This window comes from Anaerohalosphaeraceae bacterium, assembly GCA_037479115.1.
Taxonomy (GTDB): Bacteria; Planctomycetota; Phycisphaerae; order Sedimentisphaerales; family Anaerohalosphaeraceae; genus JAHDQI01.
Genome location: JBBFLK010000005.1, coordinates 1 through 19,489, shown reverse-complemented (window position 1 = coordinate 19,489; position 19,489 = coordinate 1). Strand labels below are relative to the sequence as shown.

At 55.8% G+C, this 19,489-nt stretch carries 11 protein-coding genes; all 11 read left to right on the top strand.

Going from position 1 to position 19,489, the window contains the following annotated elements; translation table 11 throughout:
* Window positions 1–46: 46 nt before the first annotated feature.
* The 11 genes from WHS88_03535 (at window position 47) to WHS88_03485 (ending at window position 19,323) form a co-directional block, all read left to right on the top strand.
* Window positions 47–2,491 (top strand): glycoside hydrolase family 88 protein, encoded by a 2,445-nt coding sequence (locus WHS88_03535; protein MEJ5259243.1) that lies wholly within the window; start codon window positions 47–49, stop codon window positions 2,489–2,491.
* Window positions 2,492–2,514: 23 nt separating this feature from the next.
* Window positions 2,515–4,086, top strand: a complete 1,572-nt coding sequence (locus WHS88_03530; protein ID MEJ5259242.1) for a LamG-like jellyroll fold domain-containing protein — start codon at window positions 2,515–2,517, stop codon at window positions 4,084–4,086.
* Window positions 4,087–4,109: 23 nt separating this feature from the next.
* A complete protein-coding gene (locus WHS88_03525; protein MEJ5259241.1) occupies window positions 4,110–7,466 on the top strand; it encodes a glycoside hydrolase family 2 TIM barrel-domain containing protein in 3,357 nt (1,118 codons plus the stop codon).
* 234 nt (window positions 7,467–7,700) lie between these two features.
* Window positions 7,701–8,240 (top strand): sigma-70 family RNA polymerase sigma factor, encoded by a 540-nt coding sequence (locus WHS88_03520; protein ID MEJ5259240.1) that lies wholly within the window; start codon window positions 7,701–7,703, stop codon window positions 8,238–8,240.
* Window positions 8,237–9,919 carry a FecR domain-containing protein gene (locus WHS88_03515; protein MEJ5259239.1) on the top strand — a complete coding sequence of 561 codons (1,683 nt, stop codon included), beginning with the start codon at window positions 8,237–8,239 and terminating at the stop codon, window positions 9,917–9,919. Before WHS88_03520 ends, WHS88_03515 begins: the two co-directional genes overlap by 4 nt.
* Window positions 9,920–9,956: 37 nt before the next feature.
* On the top strand, window positions 9,957–12,158 hold the full coding sequence (locus WHS88_03510; protein ID MEJ5259238.1) for a LamG-like jellyroll fold domain-containing protein: 2,202 nt from the start codon (window positions 9,957–9,959) through the stop codon (window positions 12,156–12,158).
* Window positions 12,159–12,318: 160 nt separating this feature from the next.
* Window positions 12,319–13,026, top strand: coding sequence for a PEP-CTERM sorting domain-containing protein (locus WHS88_03505; GenBank protein MEJ5259237.1), 708 nt, complete (start codon window positions 12,319–12,321; stop codon window positions 13,024–13,026).
* A 221-nt stretch (window positions 13,027–13,247) separates the two neighbouring features.
* A complete protein-coding gene (locus WHS88_03500; protein MEJ5259236.1) occupies window positions 13,248–14,078 on the top strand; it encodes a type II secretion system protein in 831 nt (276 codons plus the stop codon).
* 127 nt (window positions 14,079–14,205) lie between these two features.
* Window positions 14,206–15,678, top strand: a complete 1,473-nt coding sequence (locus WHS88_03495; GenBank protein ID MEJ5259235.1) for a BNR repeat-containing protein — start codon at window positions 14,206–14,208, stop codon at window positions 15,676–15,678.
* Between the two features lie 30 nt (window positions 15,679–15,708).
* Window positions 15,709–17,583 (top strand): LamG-like jellyroll fold domain-containing protein, encoded by a 1,875-nt coding sequence (locus tag WHS88_03490; protein MEJ5259234.1) that lies wholly within the window; start codon window positions 15,709–15,711, stop codon window positions 17,581–17,583.
* A gap of 12 nt (window positions 17,584–17,595) precedes the next feature.
* Window positions 17,596–19,323 carry a LamG-like jellyroll fold domain-containing protein gene (locus WHS88_03485; protein ID MEJ5259233.1) on the top strand — a complete coding sequence of 576 codons (1,728 nt, stop codon included), beginning with the start codon at window positions 17,596–17,598 and terminating at the stop codon, window positions 19,321–19,323.
* Window positions 19,324–19,489: the final 166 nt, after the last annotated feature.

Genomic DNA, 19,489 nt, shown 5'->3' with positions numbered 1-19,489 from the left:
CCGGTTCTTTCCTGTCATGCTTTTTGCTTCGGGGGTATTCTGGAAGATGAAATTGTTCTGCAGAGTTTTCTTTACGCTTTTCGCCTTGTCAGCCGTCTATGCCGAAGGTCCCCAGGTTCGGCCCGCCTCCCAATTGTCCAATTCATATATCCAGTGGATGAAAAAAGTCGCCGACTGGCAGCTGACCCAGAGCACCTGGAACAGTTCCGTCAGCTGGGAACGCGGTGCGCTGTTTGCCGGAATGATGGCCTGCTATGAGGCCACAAAAGATGAAAAGTATCTGGACAAGAGCCGTCAGTGGGCTCAGCAGTACAACTGGCGAATGGCTTCCGATTCCCGCCATGCGGACAATCACGCCTGTGCTCAGACGTATCTGGAGCTGTATCTGCTGGATGAGCCCGACCCGGTGCGGTATGCGCATTTTAAGTATGTGGCGGATATCATGGTCAATGACCCGCGGCATTTTTACTGCAATGTCGCTTCCGGCAGCAGCGTCTGGTGGTGGTGCGATGCCCTGTTTATGGCCCCTCCGGCCTTTGTGCGGCTCGGGCGGATTCTGAACAACCCCTCCTATGCGGATTTAATGCATATGATGTGGGGGGAAACACAGGCGTGTCTGTATGATGCCGAGGAGCGGCTGTTTTTCCGGGATATTACGTTCATTCCGGTTCGCTATAATGACAAAAAGGTTTTCTGGTCGCGAGGCAACGGCTGGGTGCTGGCCGGCATCGCCCGAACGCTTCAGTATCTGCCGCTGAATGACCCTCTGCGCTCCCGGTATATCACCCTGCTGCAGGAGATGTCGGCCAAGCTGATTACGCTTCAGCAGCCCAGCGGTTTCTGGCATTCGGACCTGCTCAGCCCGGAACGCTATAACAATCCGGAAAGCAGCGGAACGGGCTTCTTTACCTATGGAATCGCCTGGGGGATCAACAACGGTTTTCTGGATGAGCAGACGTATTGGCCTGCCGTTCAGGCCGGCTGGGAAGCCCTGAAGACAGCCGTGCAGCCTAACGGGCTGCTGGGCTGGGTGCAGCCGGTCGGAGTGGGGCCCACGGCGACCACAGCGACCACGACGGATGTGTTCGGGGTTGGGGCTTACCTGCTGGCCGGCAGTGAGATTCAGAAATATGTTCTTCAGAAAGACCCGACGACGATTGATTTGTTCGAGACCTATCAGACGGATGCTCAGCTCAAGGCCGTCTGGCAGGACGGCTCGGCCAACGGCACGGCTTCCGAAATTGCTTTGGGAACTTTTGGGGATAAATTTCTGCAGCTGACCTACCGCAACGACCGGACGCCGTATCGTTCCGAGATTCAAAGGGCTTTTGCCGCCCCCAAAGACTTTACCCTGAACGGTTCGGCGTATCTGTCGCTTCTGATGCGGGGAAAGGCCGATAATGCCCCGGATTTGGTTTATGTTCGGCTTGAGGATGCACAAGGGCGTACGGCTGTTCAGACCCTTTCGGAGCCAAATGCTGTCCGGACGGCGATGTGGATGGAGCTCGGCTTTCCATTGTCCGGCTTTGATGGGATTGACCGTACGCAGATTGTGAAACTGACTGTCGGTATCGGCAATCCGTCTGCTTCCTCTGCCGGCGGGCAGGGAACTGTCCGGTTCGACAATCTCCGTCTGATGCCGCTTCAATGCATCGGAGCGGCGGAGGATTTCACGGGCAACTGTGAGGTGGATTTGGAGGATTTGGCCCTGCTGGCGGCCGACTGGATGGAGGATTATGCCGTCACGGTCACGCCGATCAACCCCGGTACAGCCAATCTGCTGGCCTACTGGCCGATGGAGGGAAGCTTTCAGGATGTGACCGAGCACGGCTTTGATGCCGTTGCGGGGGGGACTCCGGTCTTTGATGCCGGCAAAAGCGGACAGTCCGTCTATTTCAACGGCTCTTCCTATCTGGCCTGTCAGAACAGCGGGTCGATTACCTTCCAGCAGGGCGGCAGCATCAGCGCCTGGGTCCGGAGCGGAGGGCTGAGTTTCCCGTGGGCTTCCGTTGTCACCAAAGGCATCAATTCCTGGCGGCTGATTCGCAACAATGTCAGCGGAGCCGTTTCCTTCCATTTTAATATCGCCGGCGGCGGAGAATATCAGGCCAACGGAACAACTCCTATCCTCGATAATCAATGGCATCATCTGGCGGCGGTCTATGACGGCAGCCGAATTGCGTTGTATGTGGACGGGATTCTGGAGGCATTTTGTCCGACCCCGAATCCTGTGAATGGGACGGCGGACCCGGTCTGGATTGGAGGACGAGTGGACCGCCCTTTTGAGCGAAACTGGACCGGATGGATTGATGAAGTTCGCCTTTATACGATTCCCCTGACCGAAGAGCATATCCGCTTTTTGGCGGGGCTGGGCCCTTTGCGGATTATTCCGGAACCCCGTCCGGCGGATTTGGTGCTGAACGGGCTGATTGATATGGAGGATTTGGCGGCGTTTGTACTGGGCTGGCTGCGCAGCAGCTATTGGCCATAACTATTTTTTTTGATGGGGTGGTTATGAGGAAGGTTCTTTTGGGGCTGTCTTTCTGGCTGGGGATGCTTTCTTTGTCTGTTCCAGCAGACCCGCCGCCCGGACCGGGATACAGCTGGAAACTGGTTTTCAATGATGAGTTTGACGGAATCGCCCTGGACCGTTCCAAATGGATCAGCCAGCACCCGTGGGGGCGGACCTTTAAGGGGCTTGCCTACAACCGGGATGAGAATATCACAGTGGCCGACGGAGTGCTGACGATAACGGCCAAGGCGGAATCGTATCAGGGCTATTCGTTTACGTCAGGGGCAATTTCCACCGGCTACAGCAAGTTCCGTTTCAAATACGGATATGTGGAGGCGCGGATTAAAATGCCCGGTGCCCGGGGCTCCTGGGCCAATTTCTGGATGCTCTCGGACGGCTGGCCGCCGGAGATTGATATCGCCGAGTTTCCGCTGGATGATGTGGAAGGCGACAACAATCAGCGGTACCGCTATATTTCCAATATACACTGGGGGTCAAACCAGTCGAGCATGGGCACGCATTGGAGGAGCAGCGACCTGTCTTCCGGATATAATATTTATGCGCTGGACTGGCGTCCGTGGTATGTGGCGTATTACTTCAACAACAGTTTTGTCCGCAGTCTGAATGATTTTGAGCCCTCCAACAATTTCGGCAGCATGTATCTGATTCTGGATTACTATGTCGGCGGGGACTGGAGCGGCCAGGTCTGGGCCAATCCCAATCCGGCTACCTGGCCGGCACCGACCAGTTCGCTGGTTCAGATGAAGATTGACTGGGTGCGGGTCTGGCAGCGCATTCAGGATACCGTCAAAGAGATGATTGGACGCTGGACGCTGGATGAAGGGAGCGGAACCACGGCCTTTGACTCCAGCGGCAAGGGAATGCACGGGACTCTCAGGGGCGGTTTTACTTTTGACAGCGGACGTGTCAACGGCAATCTGGGGACGGCTCTGAAGTTCGACGGGGTGGATGATTACATCGAGCTGCCGGCCGGATTTGATGAGTTTGACAATGGGTTTACCGTGGCCCTGTGGGCCAGGCCGACCGCCGTTAAAAACTATGCCCGCTTTATTGACCTGGGCAACGGGGAGGCGGCCAACAATATTATCTTCGCCCGGGTTGGAACCAGCAATAACCTGATGTTTAAGGTCTACGGCAGGGATACCTCCGACGGTACGGTCACGGCTTCCAACGCCATCGAATTAAACCGCTGGCAGTTTTTTGCCGCAACCGTGAATCCCTCCGGTGCTGCGAAGATTTACAAGAACGGGCAAGTTATTCAGACCGGTACGACCACCTGGCCCTGGGGAGTACGGCGGACGAAAAACTACATCGGCCGGAGCAACTGGTCCGCAGATGCGTATTATCAGGGAATGATGGACGAAATCCGAATCTATGATTATGCCCTGACCGATGCGGAAATCCTGGCTTTGTTTCAGCAGACGGCCCGCTGTATGAATCCGTATCCGGAAGAGATGGATTTGAATTGGGACTGTGTGGTGGATTTAAACGATATCGTCGGAATCATGGATTACTGGCTGTCGGAAGGGCTTTATCCGCCCTCTGTCCAGTAAAGCCCCGGAAAGGAAAATCTCCTGTGAGAAAATGGGTACAGGTCTGGGCTGTGGTGTTGGCCGGCGGTCTGGTTCAACAGAGTTGGGCGGACCGGCTTGACATCCCAATCAATGACTCCTGGCGTTTTTACCGAGCCGATGCCGCCGGAGCGGCCGAGCCGGGTTTTGACGATTCCGGCTGGTCTGTTGTGACGGTTCCGCATACCTATAATGCCCTCGACGGGCAGGACGGCGGCAGCAATTATTACCGCGGTCCGGCCTGGTACCGCAAACGCCTGACGATTCCCGCCGACTATTCCGGCAGGCGGGTGTATCTGTATTTCGAATCGGTGGGCAAAAAGGCCGATGTCTATTGCAACGGCACGCTGGTCGGGACGCATCTGGGGGCGTATGCGGCTTTTTGCTTTGACATCACCAATCAGGTGATTTTCGGTGCGGAGAATGTGATTGCCGTACGGGCGGACAATTCGAGTTCCATCCAGATTGCCCCGCTGTCGGGCGATTTTAATCAGTACGGCGGAATCTGCCGGCCGGTGCGGCTGGTGGTTACGGAGCCGGTTCATATCACGCTTTTGGATTATGCCTCGCCGGGGGTTTATCTGACTCCGACCAATGTCAGCGCCGCTTCGGCGGATTTGCAGGTGAAGGTGCTGGTCCGGAATGCCGCCGCTGCCGCCCGAACGGTAACGGTGCGGGCAAAGATTTATGATGCCGAGCAGAATCCTGTCGTTACGCTTCAGTCGCTCCAGACGATTCCGGCGGGAACCACGCAGACGGTCGTAATGAATACCCAAATCCTCCAGCCCCGTCTGTGGAATGGGCGAAAAGACCCGTATTTGTATTCCGTCCTGACGGAGATTGAAGCGGATGGGGTGATTGCGGATGCCGTCCGCCAGCCGCTCGGATTCCGCTTCTTTCGGGTGGATGCCGATGAAGGGTTCTTTTTGAACGGAGAGTATCTGGACCTGCACGGTGTCGCCATTCACGAAGACCGTACAAACAAAGGACGGGCCATCAGCGATGAAGACCGGCTGGAGGATATGCAGCTGATGGCGGAGATGGGATGCAGCTGGATTCGGCTCAGCCACTACCAGCACGCCAAAAAGGTCTATGAGCTGGCCGATGAGTTCGGAATCATTCTTTCAACGGAAATTCCGATTGTGGACAGCGTGGTTTTTACAACGGCATTTATTGAAAATTGTAAAGACCAGCTGCGGGAGCTGATTCGTCAGAACTACAATCATCCATCGGTGTGTTTCTGGCTGCTTTATAACGAACTGACAACCAGCGGTTCAGAGAGTATTATCCAGCAGCTGCACAATCTGGCCAGAGCGGAAGACCCGACCCGCCTGACCTCCGTGGCTCACAACAACACATCGGATACGGCGGCCTGGTCGTATATCGCGGATACACTGGGCTACAACCGGTATTTCGGCTGGTACGGCGGCACGCCTGCTTCTTATATTGCTGTTTGGGCGGACAGCATCCATTCCAGCCGCTCAGGCGACAAAATCGGGATTATGGAATATGGGGCCGGCGCCAATCCCTATCAGCATGAGGAATACGCCGCCTGGCCTTCTCCCGGCGGTCCGTGGCATCCGGAGGAGTATCAATGCACGTTTCACGAAATCTATTGGAAGGCGATGAAAGAACGGCCGTTTCTGTGGTGCAAGACCATTTGGAACGGGTTTGATTTTGCCGTGGACAGCCGCAATGAAGGCGGCCAGCCCGGCCTGAATGACAAAGGGATGGTGACCCGCGACCGGACGCTGAAGAAGGATGCCTTTTACTGGTACAAGGCCAACTGGACGACGGAGCCGATGGTCTATATCACCGGAAGACGCTTTACGCCTCGCACCACCTGCCCGAAATATGTCAAGGTCTATTCCAACTGTGAGTCGGTGGAGCTGTTCGTCAACGGCCGCTCGTACGGCTCCCGCACGAGCAGCGACCATATTTTCCTGTGGGAGGAAACGATTCATCTGAAAGTCGGGGAGAATGAAATCCGGGCGGTGGGGGTCTCCGGCGGTCAGGAATATGAAGATTCCTGCATTTGGCGGTTTGAGATTGACAATACACTGGCAGTGGCGGCGGTTTCGGCCAGCCATTATGAAACGGCCAATCCGCCGCAGAATGCTGTGGACGGCAATCTGACTACCCGTTGGGCGGGCAATAATTATCCCTGGATTCTGTTTGATTTCGGCTCGCCGCAGAGCGTTGAGAAGATTGCCATTGCTTTTTATCTGGGCGAGCAGCGGCGCTATACGTTCGGCGTGGAGGCCTCGGATGACCAGAGCACATGGATTCCGCTGATTTCATCGGCTCAGAGCAGCGGAACCACGCGCGGCCTGGAGGAGTTTGATATTCCGGACACGACAGCCCGCTATATCCGAATCAACGGATACGGCAACACCGGCCCGTATCCGACCTGGACGAGTTTTTATGAAGTCAAGTTCTATACAAACCTGTCGCCCGATTGTGCCTTTTGGCGCTCCGTCAACTGCGGCTATTCTTGCGATTTTGACGGTCCGCAGGGGCAGCCTGACTGCCGAGTGGATTTGTATGATTTGCAGGAAATGGCTCGTCAATGGATGGAGGATTACCGCCAGACCATCCAGCCGACGGACCCGGGGACCAGCGGGCTGATTGCTTACTGGCCGATGGAAGGAACATTTCAGGATGTGACAGGAAACGGGTACAATGCCGTTTCAGGAGGCAGCCCGGTTTTTGACGCCGGACGGGCGGGGCAGTCGGTGTATTTTAATGGGGCCGCCGGAACCAGCTATTTGAATTGCCAGAACAGTGCGGGACTTCATTTGTCAGCGGGGGCGACGGTCTGTGCCTGGGTCAAAAGCAGCGGAATGACCGACCCATGGGCCTCTGTGGTGACCAAGGGAGTCAATGCCTGGCGGCTGATTCGCAATAATGAAACCAATTCCGTTTCATTTCATTTCAATCAGGCCGGCGGCGGAGAGTATCAGGCCAACGGAACGACGCCGGTTCTGGACGGGCAATGGCATCATATTGCGGGGGTCTATACCGGCAGCCGGATTCAATTGTATATTGACGGCCGGCTGGAAGCCGAATCTTCGGCAGGGCCGGTGAATACCTCCAGCGACCCGGTTTATATAGGCAGCCGCGTGAATGCAACCTCCACACGAAACTGGATAGGCAATATCGACGAAGTCCGAATTTATGATACAGCCCTCACGGAGGCACAACTGCTTTTCCTGGCACAAGGACAACCGTATCAGGTTATCCCGCAGCCGACCCGTCCGGCCGACCTGACGTTAGATGGAGTAATTAATCTGGACGATTTAGCTCTCTTTGTGCGTCAATGGTTGGACTGCAGCGACCCAGCTAATCCTTTCTGTTTGTAATTTTTCAGGGTTTTTCTTTAGCAGCTGTTCAAAAAAAGTTTCATTCCGGCTCGGTACTTTTCCGGACTAACCTTGTTTTTTAGGTCAATAGACCCATTTTTATAGCCCTTTTTGCGTTTATCGGACCTTGGACAGCCTATCTAGCGAGTTTTTTTCAAATTCGACCCTCCAGTTTTTTAAAATGAAGAAATAATTTAGGGAATCGGTGGGGTCTGACCATTCTGAAGGGACTTTATGGACCTCGAAAGGCGAGAACAATCTCGAAGTGATGAATTTTTCAAGCTGCTGATGAACAGCCAGAAGGTGATTTATGCCTATATTCTTTCGATGGTCCGCAACTGTCCTGATGCAGACGATATTATGCAGGAAACGATGACCCTGATGTGGGAACGGTTTGATGAGTTCGAACGCGGCACCAACTTCGGGGCCTGGGGGATTAAAATCGCCCGGTTTAAGATTCTGAATTATTTCAAATCCAAAAGCCGGGATGAAGAACTGTTTGATGAATCACTCCTGACGCAGATTTCGGACTGTTATCATCAGAAAATGGACGAGATGAAGGTTCGCATCAGCGCCCTGCAGGAGTGCCTGAAGAAACTGGACAAGCGGGACAAAAAGCTGATTGAGATTCGCTATGAGCAGGGGCTGAAGATTACCGAGCTGGCCGAACGGATTGAACGGCCGGTGCAGGGACTTTATAAAGCGCTGGCCCGCATTCATACTGTGCTCCACCGCTGCGTCAACCAGACGATTCATCAGTGGGGTTTCCGATGAAGAAAGATATTGCTGCGGAATATCAGCTCAGTGAACTGATTGTGCTGATGCTCGAAGGGGTCAGTACTCCGGAGCAGAAAGAGCGTCTGGCCCGATGGCTTCGGGAAGACCCGGAGGCACGGGAGTACTATGTCGAATATATGATGCAGTATTCCGCCCTGACGCAGCCGGGCGATATTGCGATTGTGGATTTGCCGGAGCAGACAGTTTCGCCGGTTCTGGAAACGTCGCTGTGGCTGGCTCTGTCGGCCTTCGAGCAGCAGGCCGAGGCGGTGGAGGTGGCAAGACCGGCCCCCGTTTTGCCGGAACCGGAACGAAGGCCGGCATCCTCTGCGCCGACGGCGGTCAGCAAGTTTTCCCTGTACGCTTTGCTGCTGTCCGCGGCGGCGCTGGTGTTTTTGATTGCTTATGCGTTTTTGTCCCCGGCCGGAAGAGGCAGAGAGGTCGCCACAATCATAGAGACGATGAACGCCCGCTGGGATTCGCCGGAACGGGGCATCCGGGAGGGAATGCGGCTGAACACCCAGATGGACCCTGTGTGGCTGCGGGAGGGCATTGCCGTCATTCGGTTTGACAACGGCAGCCGGGTGGTGCTGGAAGGCCCGGCTCAATTTACGGTTCTGACGGATGACCAGATTGAGCTCCGTCACGGCCGGCTGTTTGCCTCCGTCCCCAAGACAGCGATTGGATTTACGGTCAGTACGCCATTTTCCAAAATTATCGATTTGGGGACGGAATTCGGAGTCAAAACCGATTCAGACGGGATGGAAGTGCATGTGATGTCCGGCAAAACGATGCTGATTTCCGGCACCGCCGGGACAACCAAGACACAGGTGGAGGTTCGGGAGGGCTCCGCCAAAGCCGTCAATACCGCCGGAACAGTGCAGGATGTTGCCTTCAGGAAAGAGGGATTTGTCCGCCGGCTTCAGCCCCAGACGCAGTTTGTCTGGAGAGGGCAGCGCGTCAATCTGGCGGATATTGTCGGCGGCGGCAACGGGTTTGGAACCGGCCGGTTGAATGCCGGCATCGATTATCAGGGCAAGATTGATTTGCTGGAGACGTTTACATCGGCGGAGGGACCCAAACAGTATGTGCCGGTCCGCTCCAGTCTTTTTGTGGACGGCGTTTTTATTCCGAACGGCCGCTCGCAGATCAACTCCAACGGGCTGACGTTTGACTTTGAACCGACCAACGGCCGCTACTGGCTGGGTGTGCTCAACGGAGCCTGGCATCAGATTGCCCTGACGGTCAAAGTGCCCCGTCATCAGCTGCGGCTGAACGGCAGAGAATACGGCACACCGGACAGGCCGGCCATCTATCTGAGCAGCAATCAGGGGGTGACGTTTAATCTTCAGGCGATTCGCAGCTATACAAAGATGGATATCCGGCGGTTTACAGCCCTGTGCGGATTGTCGGAGACCTATCGCGATTACTGGGAGATTATGAAGCAGTACCCGCATTTTCCGCCGGAGCCGACCGCCTCCTTTTATGTGCTGGTGGACGGCAGGGTGCGCTTTGCGCAGGAGAATATGACACCCGGCGAGCCGGCCTGTTCGATTGCCGTGGACATCGGGCCCGAAGACCAGTTCCTGACGCTGGCGACGACGCAGGGCCGCGACAAAACCAATAACGGCGACTGGACACTGTTTGCCGAACCGTATCTTGAACTGCAGGAATAGAGCAAAAGAATTATAACCTTGTTTGTATGGAGGATGTATGATGAAGCGAAGTATTGGAATTTTGCTGGCAGGATTGTGGGCTGCTGCGGCATCCGCGTATGTCCCTTCCCGTTTGATTGATGACTTCAGCGGCGGCTTGGGGGCCTGGACGCATACGGTGATTCTGGACAACAACGGCGGAGCTTCCAACGTCAGCAGCTGGCAGATTGTCAACGGACGGCTTCAGATTCAGACGACCACCTATGACGGCATTGAGCAGCATGCGTTTATCCGCAGCGGTCTGGCTCTGGAAATCGGTGATGAACTTCAGGTCGATGTTATTCCCGAATATACAGGCACGCAGGATATCGGCCTGTATGTAGGCGGTACCACTCCGCAGCGGTTTGTCCGCCGGGATTATATTGCCGTGTACCGCCGCAACAACGGCCAGCTGTTTTCCCGCGGTTTTGACGGGACAACGGAGTACAATCTGGTGGGCGGTGCTTCCCCGGCGATTGACCAGCTCTTTATCGCCCGCGTCGCCGTCAATACCTTTGAAGTCGGCTGGTATTCCGGCGGAGTTCGCAATATCCTGGTGACCCGGACGCCCGCAACGCCGAATGCCGCGACGGTCGTGGGCATCTATGCCGATGTTCGCAGCACCGGTGTGGTCGGCAGCGTGGACAATCTGCGGATTGTACGGGCGGAATTTTCTCCGCACAATCCCAATCCGGCCCATAATGCAGCCCAGGTTGGGATTCCCATCGGCACCTCCGGGGATGTGGACCTGGTGCTTTCGTGGAATGTGGGTGTCAACCCGAACAACATGTCCCAGGTCAACCCGCTGATTCGCAAGCATTATGTGTATCTGTCTAAGAATCAGAACACATCCACAGACCCGAATCTGTATTACACGGCGGCGGTCGAGCAGGTCGGCGGCAGCCTGACAGCTTCCTATATGCCCACGCCGCCTCTGAAGGCCAGCGGCAAATACGTCTGGAAGATTGAACATGGGCTGGACAACGGACAGGGAGGCGTGTATCCGCCGGGCGACCCGAACAATATCGTCGGTCCGACGTGGACTTTTGAGACCATCAGCATGGAGCCGATTATCCAGACGCAGCCGGTTTCGACCTCGGTGCGTCTGGGCCAGTCGCTGTCTCCGGCCTTCAGTGTTTCCGTGTTCAGCGTATCGCCTGTGAGCTATCAGTGGTACTATTCGGCGGATGCCCAGATTGACGCTTCGGATACGCCGGTCGGCGGCAATTCCCCGACCCTGTCGATTCTGAATGCTTCCGTATCCAATCAGGGGCATTATTACTGCCGCATCTGGAACGAGGCGACTCAAAGCGGCGGCGGTCCGAAGCCCGATGTTTATTCAAATGTGGTTTCCCTGACGGTCGGACGGCTGGTGGCGGCGTACGGCTTTGAAAACAACCTCAATGACTCCAGCGGCGAAGGCAACCACGGTCAGGCATTTGACCTGTCGCTGCCGGATCCGAGCCAGGCCGTTCCGGTCTTTACGACCGACCGCATTCAGGGAGGCTATGCCCTCCAGCTGAACGGCGTCAGCCAATATGTGGATTTCGGCACATCGGCCTATCCGAAGGCCGGGCCATTGGCCGGCGGCATCGGCGGAGGGCTGGATGAAGGCACCATCACCTGCTGGGTGAAGGCCTCCAAAGCCGGCGGACTTTTGACCAACTACAATGACGGCATTACCACCGGATTTGCGATGACTCTGGAGCCCAGCGGCACGACGGCGGATGCCCGCATCAATGTTCGCGGCGAAGCGGAAGAAATTGTCACGGTGCAGGGTCGTCCGACGATGACCGGATTTGATATGCTCACGGACAATCAGTGGCATATGATTACCGTGGTCTGGAAAGCCGGAACAATCGGCCGGGTTTATGTCGACGGCGGAATTGTGGCGGAGGATACCATCCTCGGCACGCCGGCTCTGTATGCGGCCTGGCAGCGGGGAGTTCTGTTGGGGGCGACCCGCACGATGGCCGACCGGAACGTGCTGACGAATTTCTACGGCGGTCTGATAGATGACCTGCGGGTGTACAACTACGCCTGGACACCGGAGGAGATTGCCGCCGCCTATACACAGGTAACCGGAAAGCCGGCCTGTGTGAACCCCAATTTCGACGGCAGCCAGTTCAACTTTGACAATTCGGCCTCCTCGTACTGCCGCATTGACCTGGCGGACCTGGCGGTCTTTGTTCAGAAGTGGCTGGCCAGCGGTCTTCAGTAAACAATCGAGTTTTCCCGGCAGGGTCTCCTGCGGAGGGAGGCCCTGCTTACCGCAAAAAAAGTGTGAAGTGTGTTGTGTGTGAAGTGTGTGTGTGAAGTGTTGGATGTCTTTGGAGTGTGGAACAAGTTTCAGTGAACCCAATTTGTGGAGGATGTGAAAGATGAAAAAAGCATTGGTTTTTGCTCTCATCGGCCTGCTCGGCCTTGCGGCTCAGGCCACGACCATTCTGATTGACGACTTCAGCGGCGATTTAAGCGCTTATACCAGTACGGTAATCCTGGATGCCAACGGCGGCGCTTCCAACGTCAGCAGCTGGCAGATTGTGAATGGAACGCTTCAGATTCAAACAACGACCTATGACGGGATTGAACAGATTGCCTTCATTCGCAACGGTCTGACCCTTGGTGTCGGGCATGAACTCCAGGTTGATGTGGTGGTTGGTGCAACGGGGACACAGGATATCGGCCTTTATGTCGGCGGTACAGTGCCGCAGACCGGTGTTCGCAAGGATTATATTGCCATGTATCGCCGCAACACAGGCCAACTGTTCTCCCGCGGCTTTGACGGGACGACGGAATATACGCTGGCCGGGAACTGGACCAACAATATTCCGATTGATACCCTGTTTATCGCCCGTGTAGAAGAAAATAAGTATGAGGCGGGCTGGTACTATCAGGGAAATCGGAATGTTCTGGTAACCCGTACGCCTGCTTATGCGAATGCCGGCACGGTGGTAGGTTTCTATGCCGATATTCGGGGAGTCGGTGTGGTCGGCAGTCTGGACAATCTGCGGGTTGTTGTTCCGGAGCCGGCGACGATGGCTCTGCTGGGACTGGGCGCCCTGCTGGCGGCTCGCAAGCGTTCGTAAGACTGTCGGAAAGAGATAAGAAGAGAGAGAATTTCAGCTGCGGGCCGGGAACGGCCCGGTCCGCAGCCCTTTGTGAGAAAGCCAAAACCGTTTAGTTCAGTATCCTAAGGATCATTTCCGCGAAATCGTAATTCGTGTGAAACAGTCTTTTCGTGAGATTGTCATTCCCGCGAAGGCGGGAATCCAGAGAATCAGGGGTTCAGGCTTTTCAGGAGCGCATTGTGGCAGACAAGACGATTAAGAGAAAGAGCGGATTTACTCTTATTGAGCTGCTGGTTGTGATTGCCATTATCGGTTTGTTATTATCGATTGTTATGCCGGCACTCAAGATGGCCCGGGAACAGGGCCGAAAAATTGTCTGCAGGAACAATTTGTCTCAAATCGGCAAGGCGATGGAACTGTACGCCATGCAGCACAACTACAAGCGTTTTGTTATTCGGAAAGATGCTTCGGAAACCAACGATTACTGGATGGGCAAGCTGGCCCCCTATTCGGATAATGTCTATTATGCCGAGCAGTATCAGGAGGGCAAAAAGATTGATATGCTCCTGTGCCCGTCCGCTCCGTATAATAAGTATCAGGCGGACCCGACCGGTCCGTATGCCAATCCGTCCGGTCAGTACGGCACGGCGACGATGCCCTGGTCATGGGCACGCACGACGGGGGTTTCCACCATCGGCAGCTACGGCATCAACGGATGGGCCGGGCTGGATTATTATTACGAAAATGATCCGCTGTATGCGCCGTACTTCTTTAAAAGCTGGATGGACATCTCGCCGACGGTTCCGCTGTTTGCCGACTGTGTCTGGACCATCGGCTGGCCGCGCGGCAGCGACCTGCCGCCGGATACGCTGCAGGGTTCCACCGCCGCCCAGCTGCCTGCCAACAGTGAGAATATGCGGCGGTTCTGCATCGACCGGCACAGCAAACAAATCAATCTGATTTTCCGGGACCTGCACGCCGATACGGTGAAGCTGGAGGTCTTGTGGACACTGTCCTGGAGCCGGGGCTATCGTGTGCCCAGTCCGCTGCCGCGGCTGCCCAATAAGTGAAAAAACGCGGACTTTCGATCACACAGAACGATAAACTGGGGGTGAATTGATGTACCGTCGAACAATCACAAGTACCAAAAATGTAATGCTCTGGGGGACTCTTTTTGGGGGGTTAGCCTCGCTGTGTATGGCGTTCCCGAGTGTCACCAAAATCGGCGACACAACCGTCGCATCCAATGCAATGACGCTCAGCAGCCCGGCCACCTACGGCCAGGCCATCAACGGCCTTTCCTTTCAGCAGGAAGCCCTGATGACCTTCAACGGCTGGCAGTACATCACGTACTACAACAGCTCTCGATATGTTTGTGTGGGACGCCGCCAGCTGCCCAACGGTCCCTGGCAGGTCCTGACGCTGACGGATTATACGCTCAGCACAACCTGGAATGCCCACAATACCATCTCGATGGGCATCTGTCCCAACGACGGCACGATTCACCTTTCCTTCGACCATCACAGTTCGGCTCTGCGGTATCGCGTGTCTCAAGCCGGTGTCGCGACAAACCCGGCTTCCGTGACCTGGAGTGCGTCGCTGTTTGGACCGGTTCGAAACACGCTCGAGTCCGGCCAATCCTACTCTACAGTGACGTATCCTCGGTTCTGGCCGACGCCGGACGGCAACCTGCAGTTCGGATACCGCATCGGCAGCTCCGGCAACGGGGACTGGGCAATTGTGGATTACAATGCGGCGACCGGGCAGTGGACAAATACTCGAACGGTCATCGGACGGACCGGCACCTATACGGATTCTCTCGGCAGCAGCACGGTTCGCAATCCTTACCTGAACGGTCCGATTGGCTATGGACCGGACGGCACGCTGCATCTGACGTGGACCTGGCGGGAGACGGCCGGCGGGGCCAATCACGATATTCTGTACACCTGCAGCAGGGACGGGGGGTTCACCTGGTATAACAATGAACCGGCCCGAGGGCTTCGAATCGGCACGGGGCCGCAGCCGATTCAGACCCTGCTTGGCCTGACCTGGGTCAATGAGGGACTCCAAATCGTCGGACGCTCCACCGGCAATTCCGCTACCCAGCAGTTAATCCTGCTGGATTCGCCGGGAATTCGGGTCGTCACACTGGACCGCTATTATGGAATGATGAACCAGCAGGCCCAGGCCGTTGACCCGCAGGGCCGGATTCACACGGTGATGTTTCACTGCACGCCGGAAACCTATCAGGGATATACCTGGAGTACCTGGGGGCCGCAGGGGGCTCGACGTTATTACCACTATTGGCGGGATTCCCAGGGCATCTGGCATCGCAATGAGCTGCCCGGACAGGTCGGCAGCCGCCCCAAGCTGTTTATTCGCTCCAACGGCGATGCGTTTGTGATTTATCAGTCCCGGCGGACGGTCAACCCGACGGATACCGGCATATACTTCATTGACGGCGACCTGACGATTCAGGCGGCTACGGCGGCCAGTCAGTGGACGGATTGGCAGATCATCCATGTCGAGCCCGGCTATTTTCTCAATGAAGCCCTCGGCGATAAGACCCGTTTTGAACAGGGGGTTCTGTCTGTGATGATGCAGGAATCGCCCGCCTCAATCGGAGCGGCGACCAAACTGCGGGTTCTGGATTTTCAGCTTAACAATTAAGCAGCTGATTGATTCTGTGGGGGAAATTCTGTGAAGCATATTCTGATGAATATTCTGACAATCGGGCTGACATTGACCCTACCCTGTACAGCGGCCGTTCGAGGGCCTTATACACCGGATGTCTATACGCTGCATCTGTATCATTTTGACGGGAATGCCAATGATGCCGTTTCGAACAATCCCATTCATTTAACACTGGCTTACGGAGCGACGGTTATGGAACCGTCATATGAAGGATTCGGGACGGCTCTGAATACGTATGAGGGGTCTTCAAATACCTCCGCCAATCAGCCGATTGCTTATGCGGATGAAGTGGCAATCAGCAATTTTGTCGGCCCGGACGGGGCTTTTACCTTCGAAGCAATCGTTCGGCCCGTCGGGGCGATTCCCAACCACATGCAGATTATTTCCGGAGAGGATGACAGCGGACAGCCGGCCAGGGGCTGGCAGTTTCGGGTCAATCTCAGCGGGCAGCTGGAGTTTATCAAACTGACCGGCACGCAGGAGAATTTTACCGCGGCTTTGCCGACCACCGGGGAACATGCCTGGGCCCCGGGACAATGGTTTCACGCCGCGGTGACCTACAATGGTCAGGAAGGCACGGCCGGCAACCTGAAATTTTACTGGACCCGGCTGGATTCCGGCGCTTCGGAGGCAAACCTGCTGGCTTCTTTTCAGATGTCGGCGGACCTGTCCCCGACGGCGCAGATTGATTTTGCCGTCGGCAACGAGGGGCGGGATTTTTCCGGGGAAAACTTCGAAGGGTTGGTCGATGAAGTCCGCATCAGCTCCATCGCCCGCAGCCCGCAGGATATGCTTTTTATGCCGGGAACTCCGCCGCCGGTTTTTATCAGCCAGCCCGCGGATATACAGGTGCGGGCGCCGAACAATGCGGGGCTGGAGGCGGTTTTTGAAAGCCAAACTGAACCGACGGCTGTCTGGTACAAAACGGACCCGTCCGGAGAGATTCCGGTGGATACGGCCGGCGGACGCATTCTTTCCGAAGTCCTTTACAACAGTCAGACGCAGCAGTATTCGGCTCGGTTGGTCTTTACGGAGACCCGGATTTCGGATGCCGGTTTTTATTATTGCCGCCTTTCGAATGCAAGCAATGTCCAGCGTTCCAGCTCTCCGGCCCGTCTGACCGTGGAGGGGCTGCTGGCGCACTGGACGCTGGACGCCTCGGACTATGTGGGCGGGGTGTATGTGGACGCTGTATCCGGACGTCCGGCATCGGCTTTTGGGGTTCCGGTGTTTGCGGAAGGGGCGGACGGGCAGCCGCAGGGCGCGGTCGAAATCGGAGCGGATTCGGGCTGGGCGGTGACGGAGCCGCTGGACCTGACGGGCGGGACGGGTGCGATGACACTCAGTCTATGGGCCAAACGGCCGTCGGGCGGAGCATCGGGTCTGGATGTTCAGATGGAGACCTGGCCGGAAGGGACGCTGCTGTCAGTAGAGGGCGGACTTCCTTTGGAGAATCGCTGGCGGCATATTTGTGTGGTTTATACGGGCACCTCGGCCCGGGTGTATGTGGATGGGGTATTCCGGACGGAAGGGGCGTATGGTTTGCCGATGGATACGACGGCTCAGCTGACGCTGGGCGTGGGGATAGAGGGTGGGGAGGTATTTGAAGGGCATCTGGATGATGTGCGGATTTATAATTATGCGTTGAGTATAGAGGAGGTTGCGCAGGTTTATTATGCGATGACGGGGCTGGGGGTTTGTCTGTTGAGTCATACGGGGGAATATGATTTGACGGGTCCGGCGGGGGTGCCGGATTGTGTGGTGGATTTGTATGACTTGGCGGCGTTTGCCTCCTTCTGGCTGGACATATACACCCTTCCGGACTTGGCCGGATTGGCCTCTCAGTGGCTTGTTTGTACATTGTACCCAACCTGCGATTAAAGGTTGTTAAGAATGAGACGAACAAAATGCTTGCTGATTCTTTTCCTGTTTATCGGATGGCCGGCCGGCGGTGCCTTCTTGTTCGATAATTTTGAAAGCTATCCAACGGGAGCTCTGCCTTCTCCCTGGGTCGTGACGGGCGGCAGCCCCGTTGTGGGACAGGAAAGCAGCGGCAATCGGTATATGGAAAGCTACGGCAGTTACCGCACGCTGGGGCAATTGGCCGTTCCCGCCGCCGATACGGAAACGACGCTTTTTTTCCGTTTGTATAAACCGGCCGGCACGGAGCCGGACTGCTCGGTAGGCTTAAGCCGCCTGGCGGCTCCGACAGGAGATTGGAATGATTTTGAGTGTTATGTGGTGGTAGTCGGCGGAGAACTTCGCGCCCGCAACGGCACTGTCAATACAGCGATTCTGAATCCCTTTTCGGCGGGGATTTGGTACAACATCTGGCTGGTCATCAACAATCTGAACAATACCTATGATGTGTATGTGACGACCGGTCAGAATGCAGCAACCGCTGCAGACCGGCGTGCCGATGATTTTGTCTTTCGAAACAGCACCTCTGGTCCGCTTCAGTCGTTTAAGGTGTACGGCCGAGGCACCGGCTACGGCCCGGTTCGTGTGGATGATATTTATGTTTCGGCCGGAACGAACCTGACGCTTCCGTATCTGAATACCGGCCTTCCTGTTGTTTTGATTCATCCGAGCCCCGTACAGGTTCGGGAAGCACAGCCGGCTGTTTTTGAGACAACTTTTACAAGTGAAACCGCCCCGGTCGTTCAATGGTTTCAAAAAGGCCTTCAGGGGGATGAACCTGTAGAGGCCGCCTTGCCGAATACGACTGTTGAGCTGTTCGCAAACGGGCAAACATATACCTCACGATTGACCCTGCATAGTGTTGCCGTTTCCGATGCAGGTTTGTACTACTGTCGAGTGGGCAATGAATCCGGCTTTTTCCAGAATACCCAGACGGCCCGTCTGACCGTGGAGGGGCTGCTGGCGCACTGGACGCTGGACGCCTCGGACTATGTGGGCGGGGTGTATGTGGACGCTGTATCCGGACGTCCGGCATCGGCTTTTGGGGTTCCGGTGTTTGCGGAAGGGGCGGACGGGCAGCCGCAGGGCGCGGTCGAAATCGGAGCGGATTCGGGCTGGGCGGTGACGGAGCCGCTGGACCTGACGGGCGGGACGGGTGCGATGACACTCAGTCTATGGGCCAAACGGCCGTCGGGCGGAGCATCGGGTCTGGATGTTCAGATGGAGACCTGGCCGGAAGGGACGCTGCTGTCAGTAGAGGGCGGACTTCCTTTGGAGAATCGCTGGCGGCATATTTGTGTGGTTTATACGGGCACCTCGGCCCGGGTGTATGTGGATGGGGTATTCCGGACGGAAGGGGCGTATGGTTTGCCGATGGATACGACGGCTCAGCTGACGCTGGGCGTGGGGATAGAGGGTGGGGAGGTATTTGAAGGGCATCTGGATGATGTGCGGATTTATAATTATGCGTTGAGTATAGAGGAGGTTGCGCAGGTTTATTATGCGATGACGGGGCTGGGGGTTTGTCTGTTGAGTCATACGGGGGAATATGATTTGACGGGTCCGGCGGGGGTGCCGGATTGTGTGGTGGATTTGTATGACTTGGCGGCGTTTGCCTCCTTCTGGCTGGACATATACACCCTTCCGGATTTGGCCGGCCTGGCTTGTCAGTGGAAAAAGACATTTTTGTATCCAAATTAGTTTTTGAAGTTGTTAATTTAGGACAGATTTGTTGTCCTTAAAAAGTTAATTTGGATATTTCCTAAAGCCGGTTTTTAGTGGGGGGCATTTCTTAAAAATATTAAAAAAACATTTTAGGGAAGCCATGGTAGATCGTACCCCCGCAATGCATATTCTTCTTTGGTCA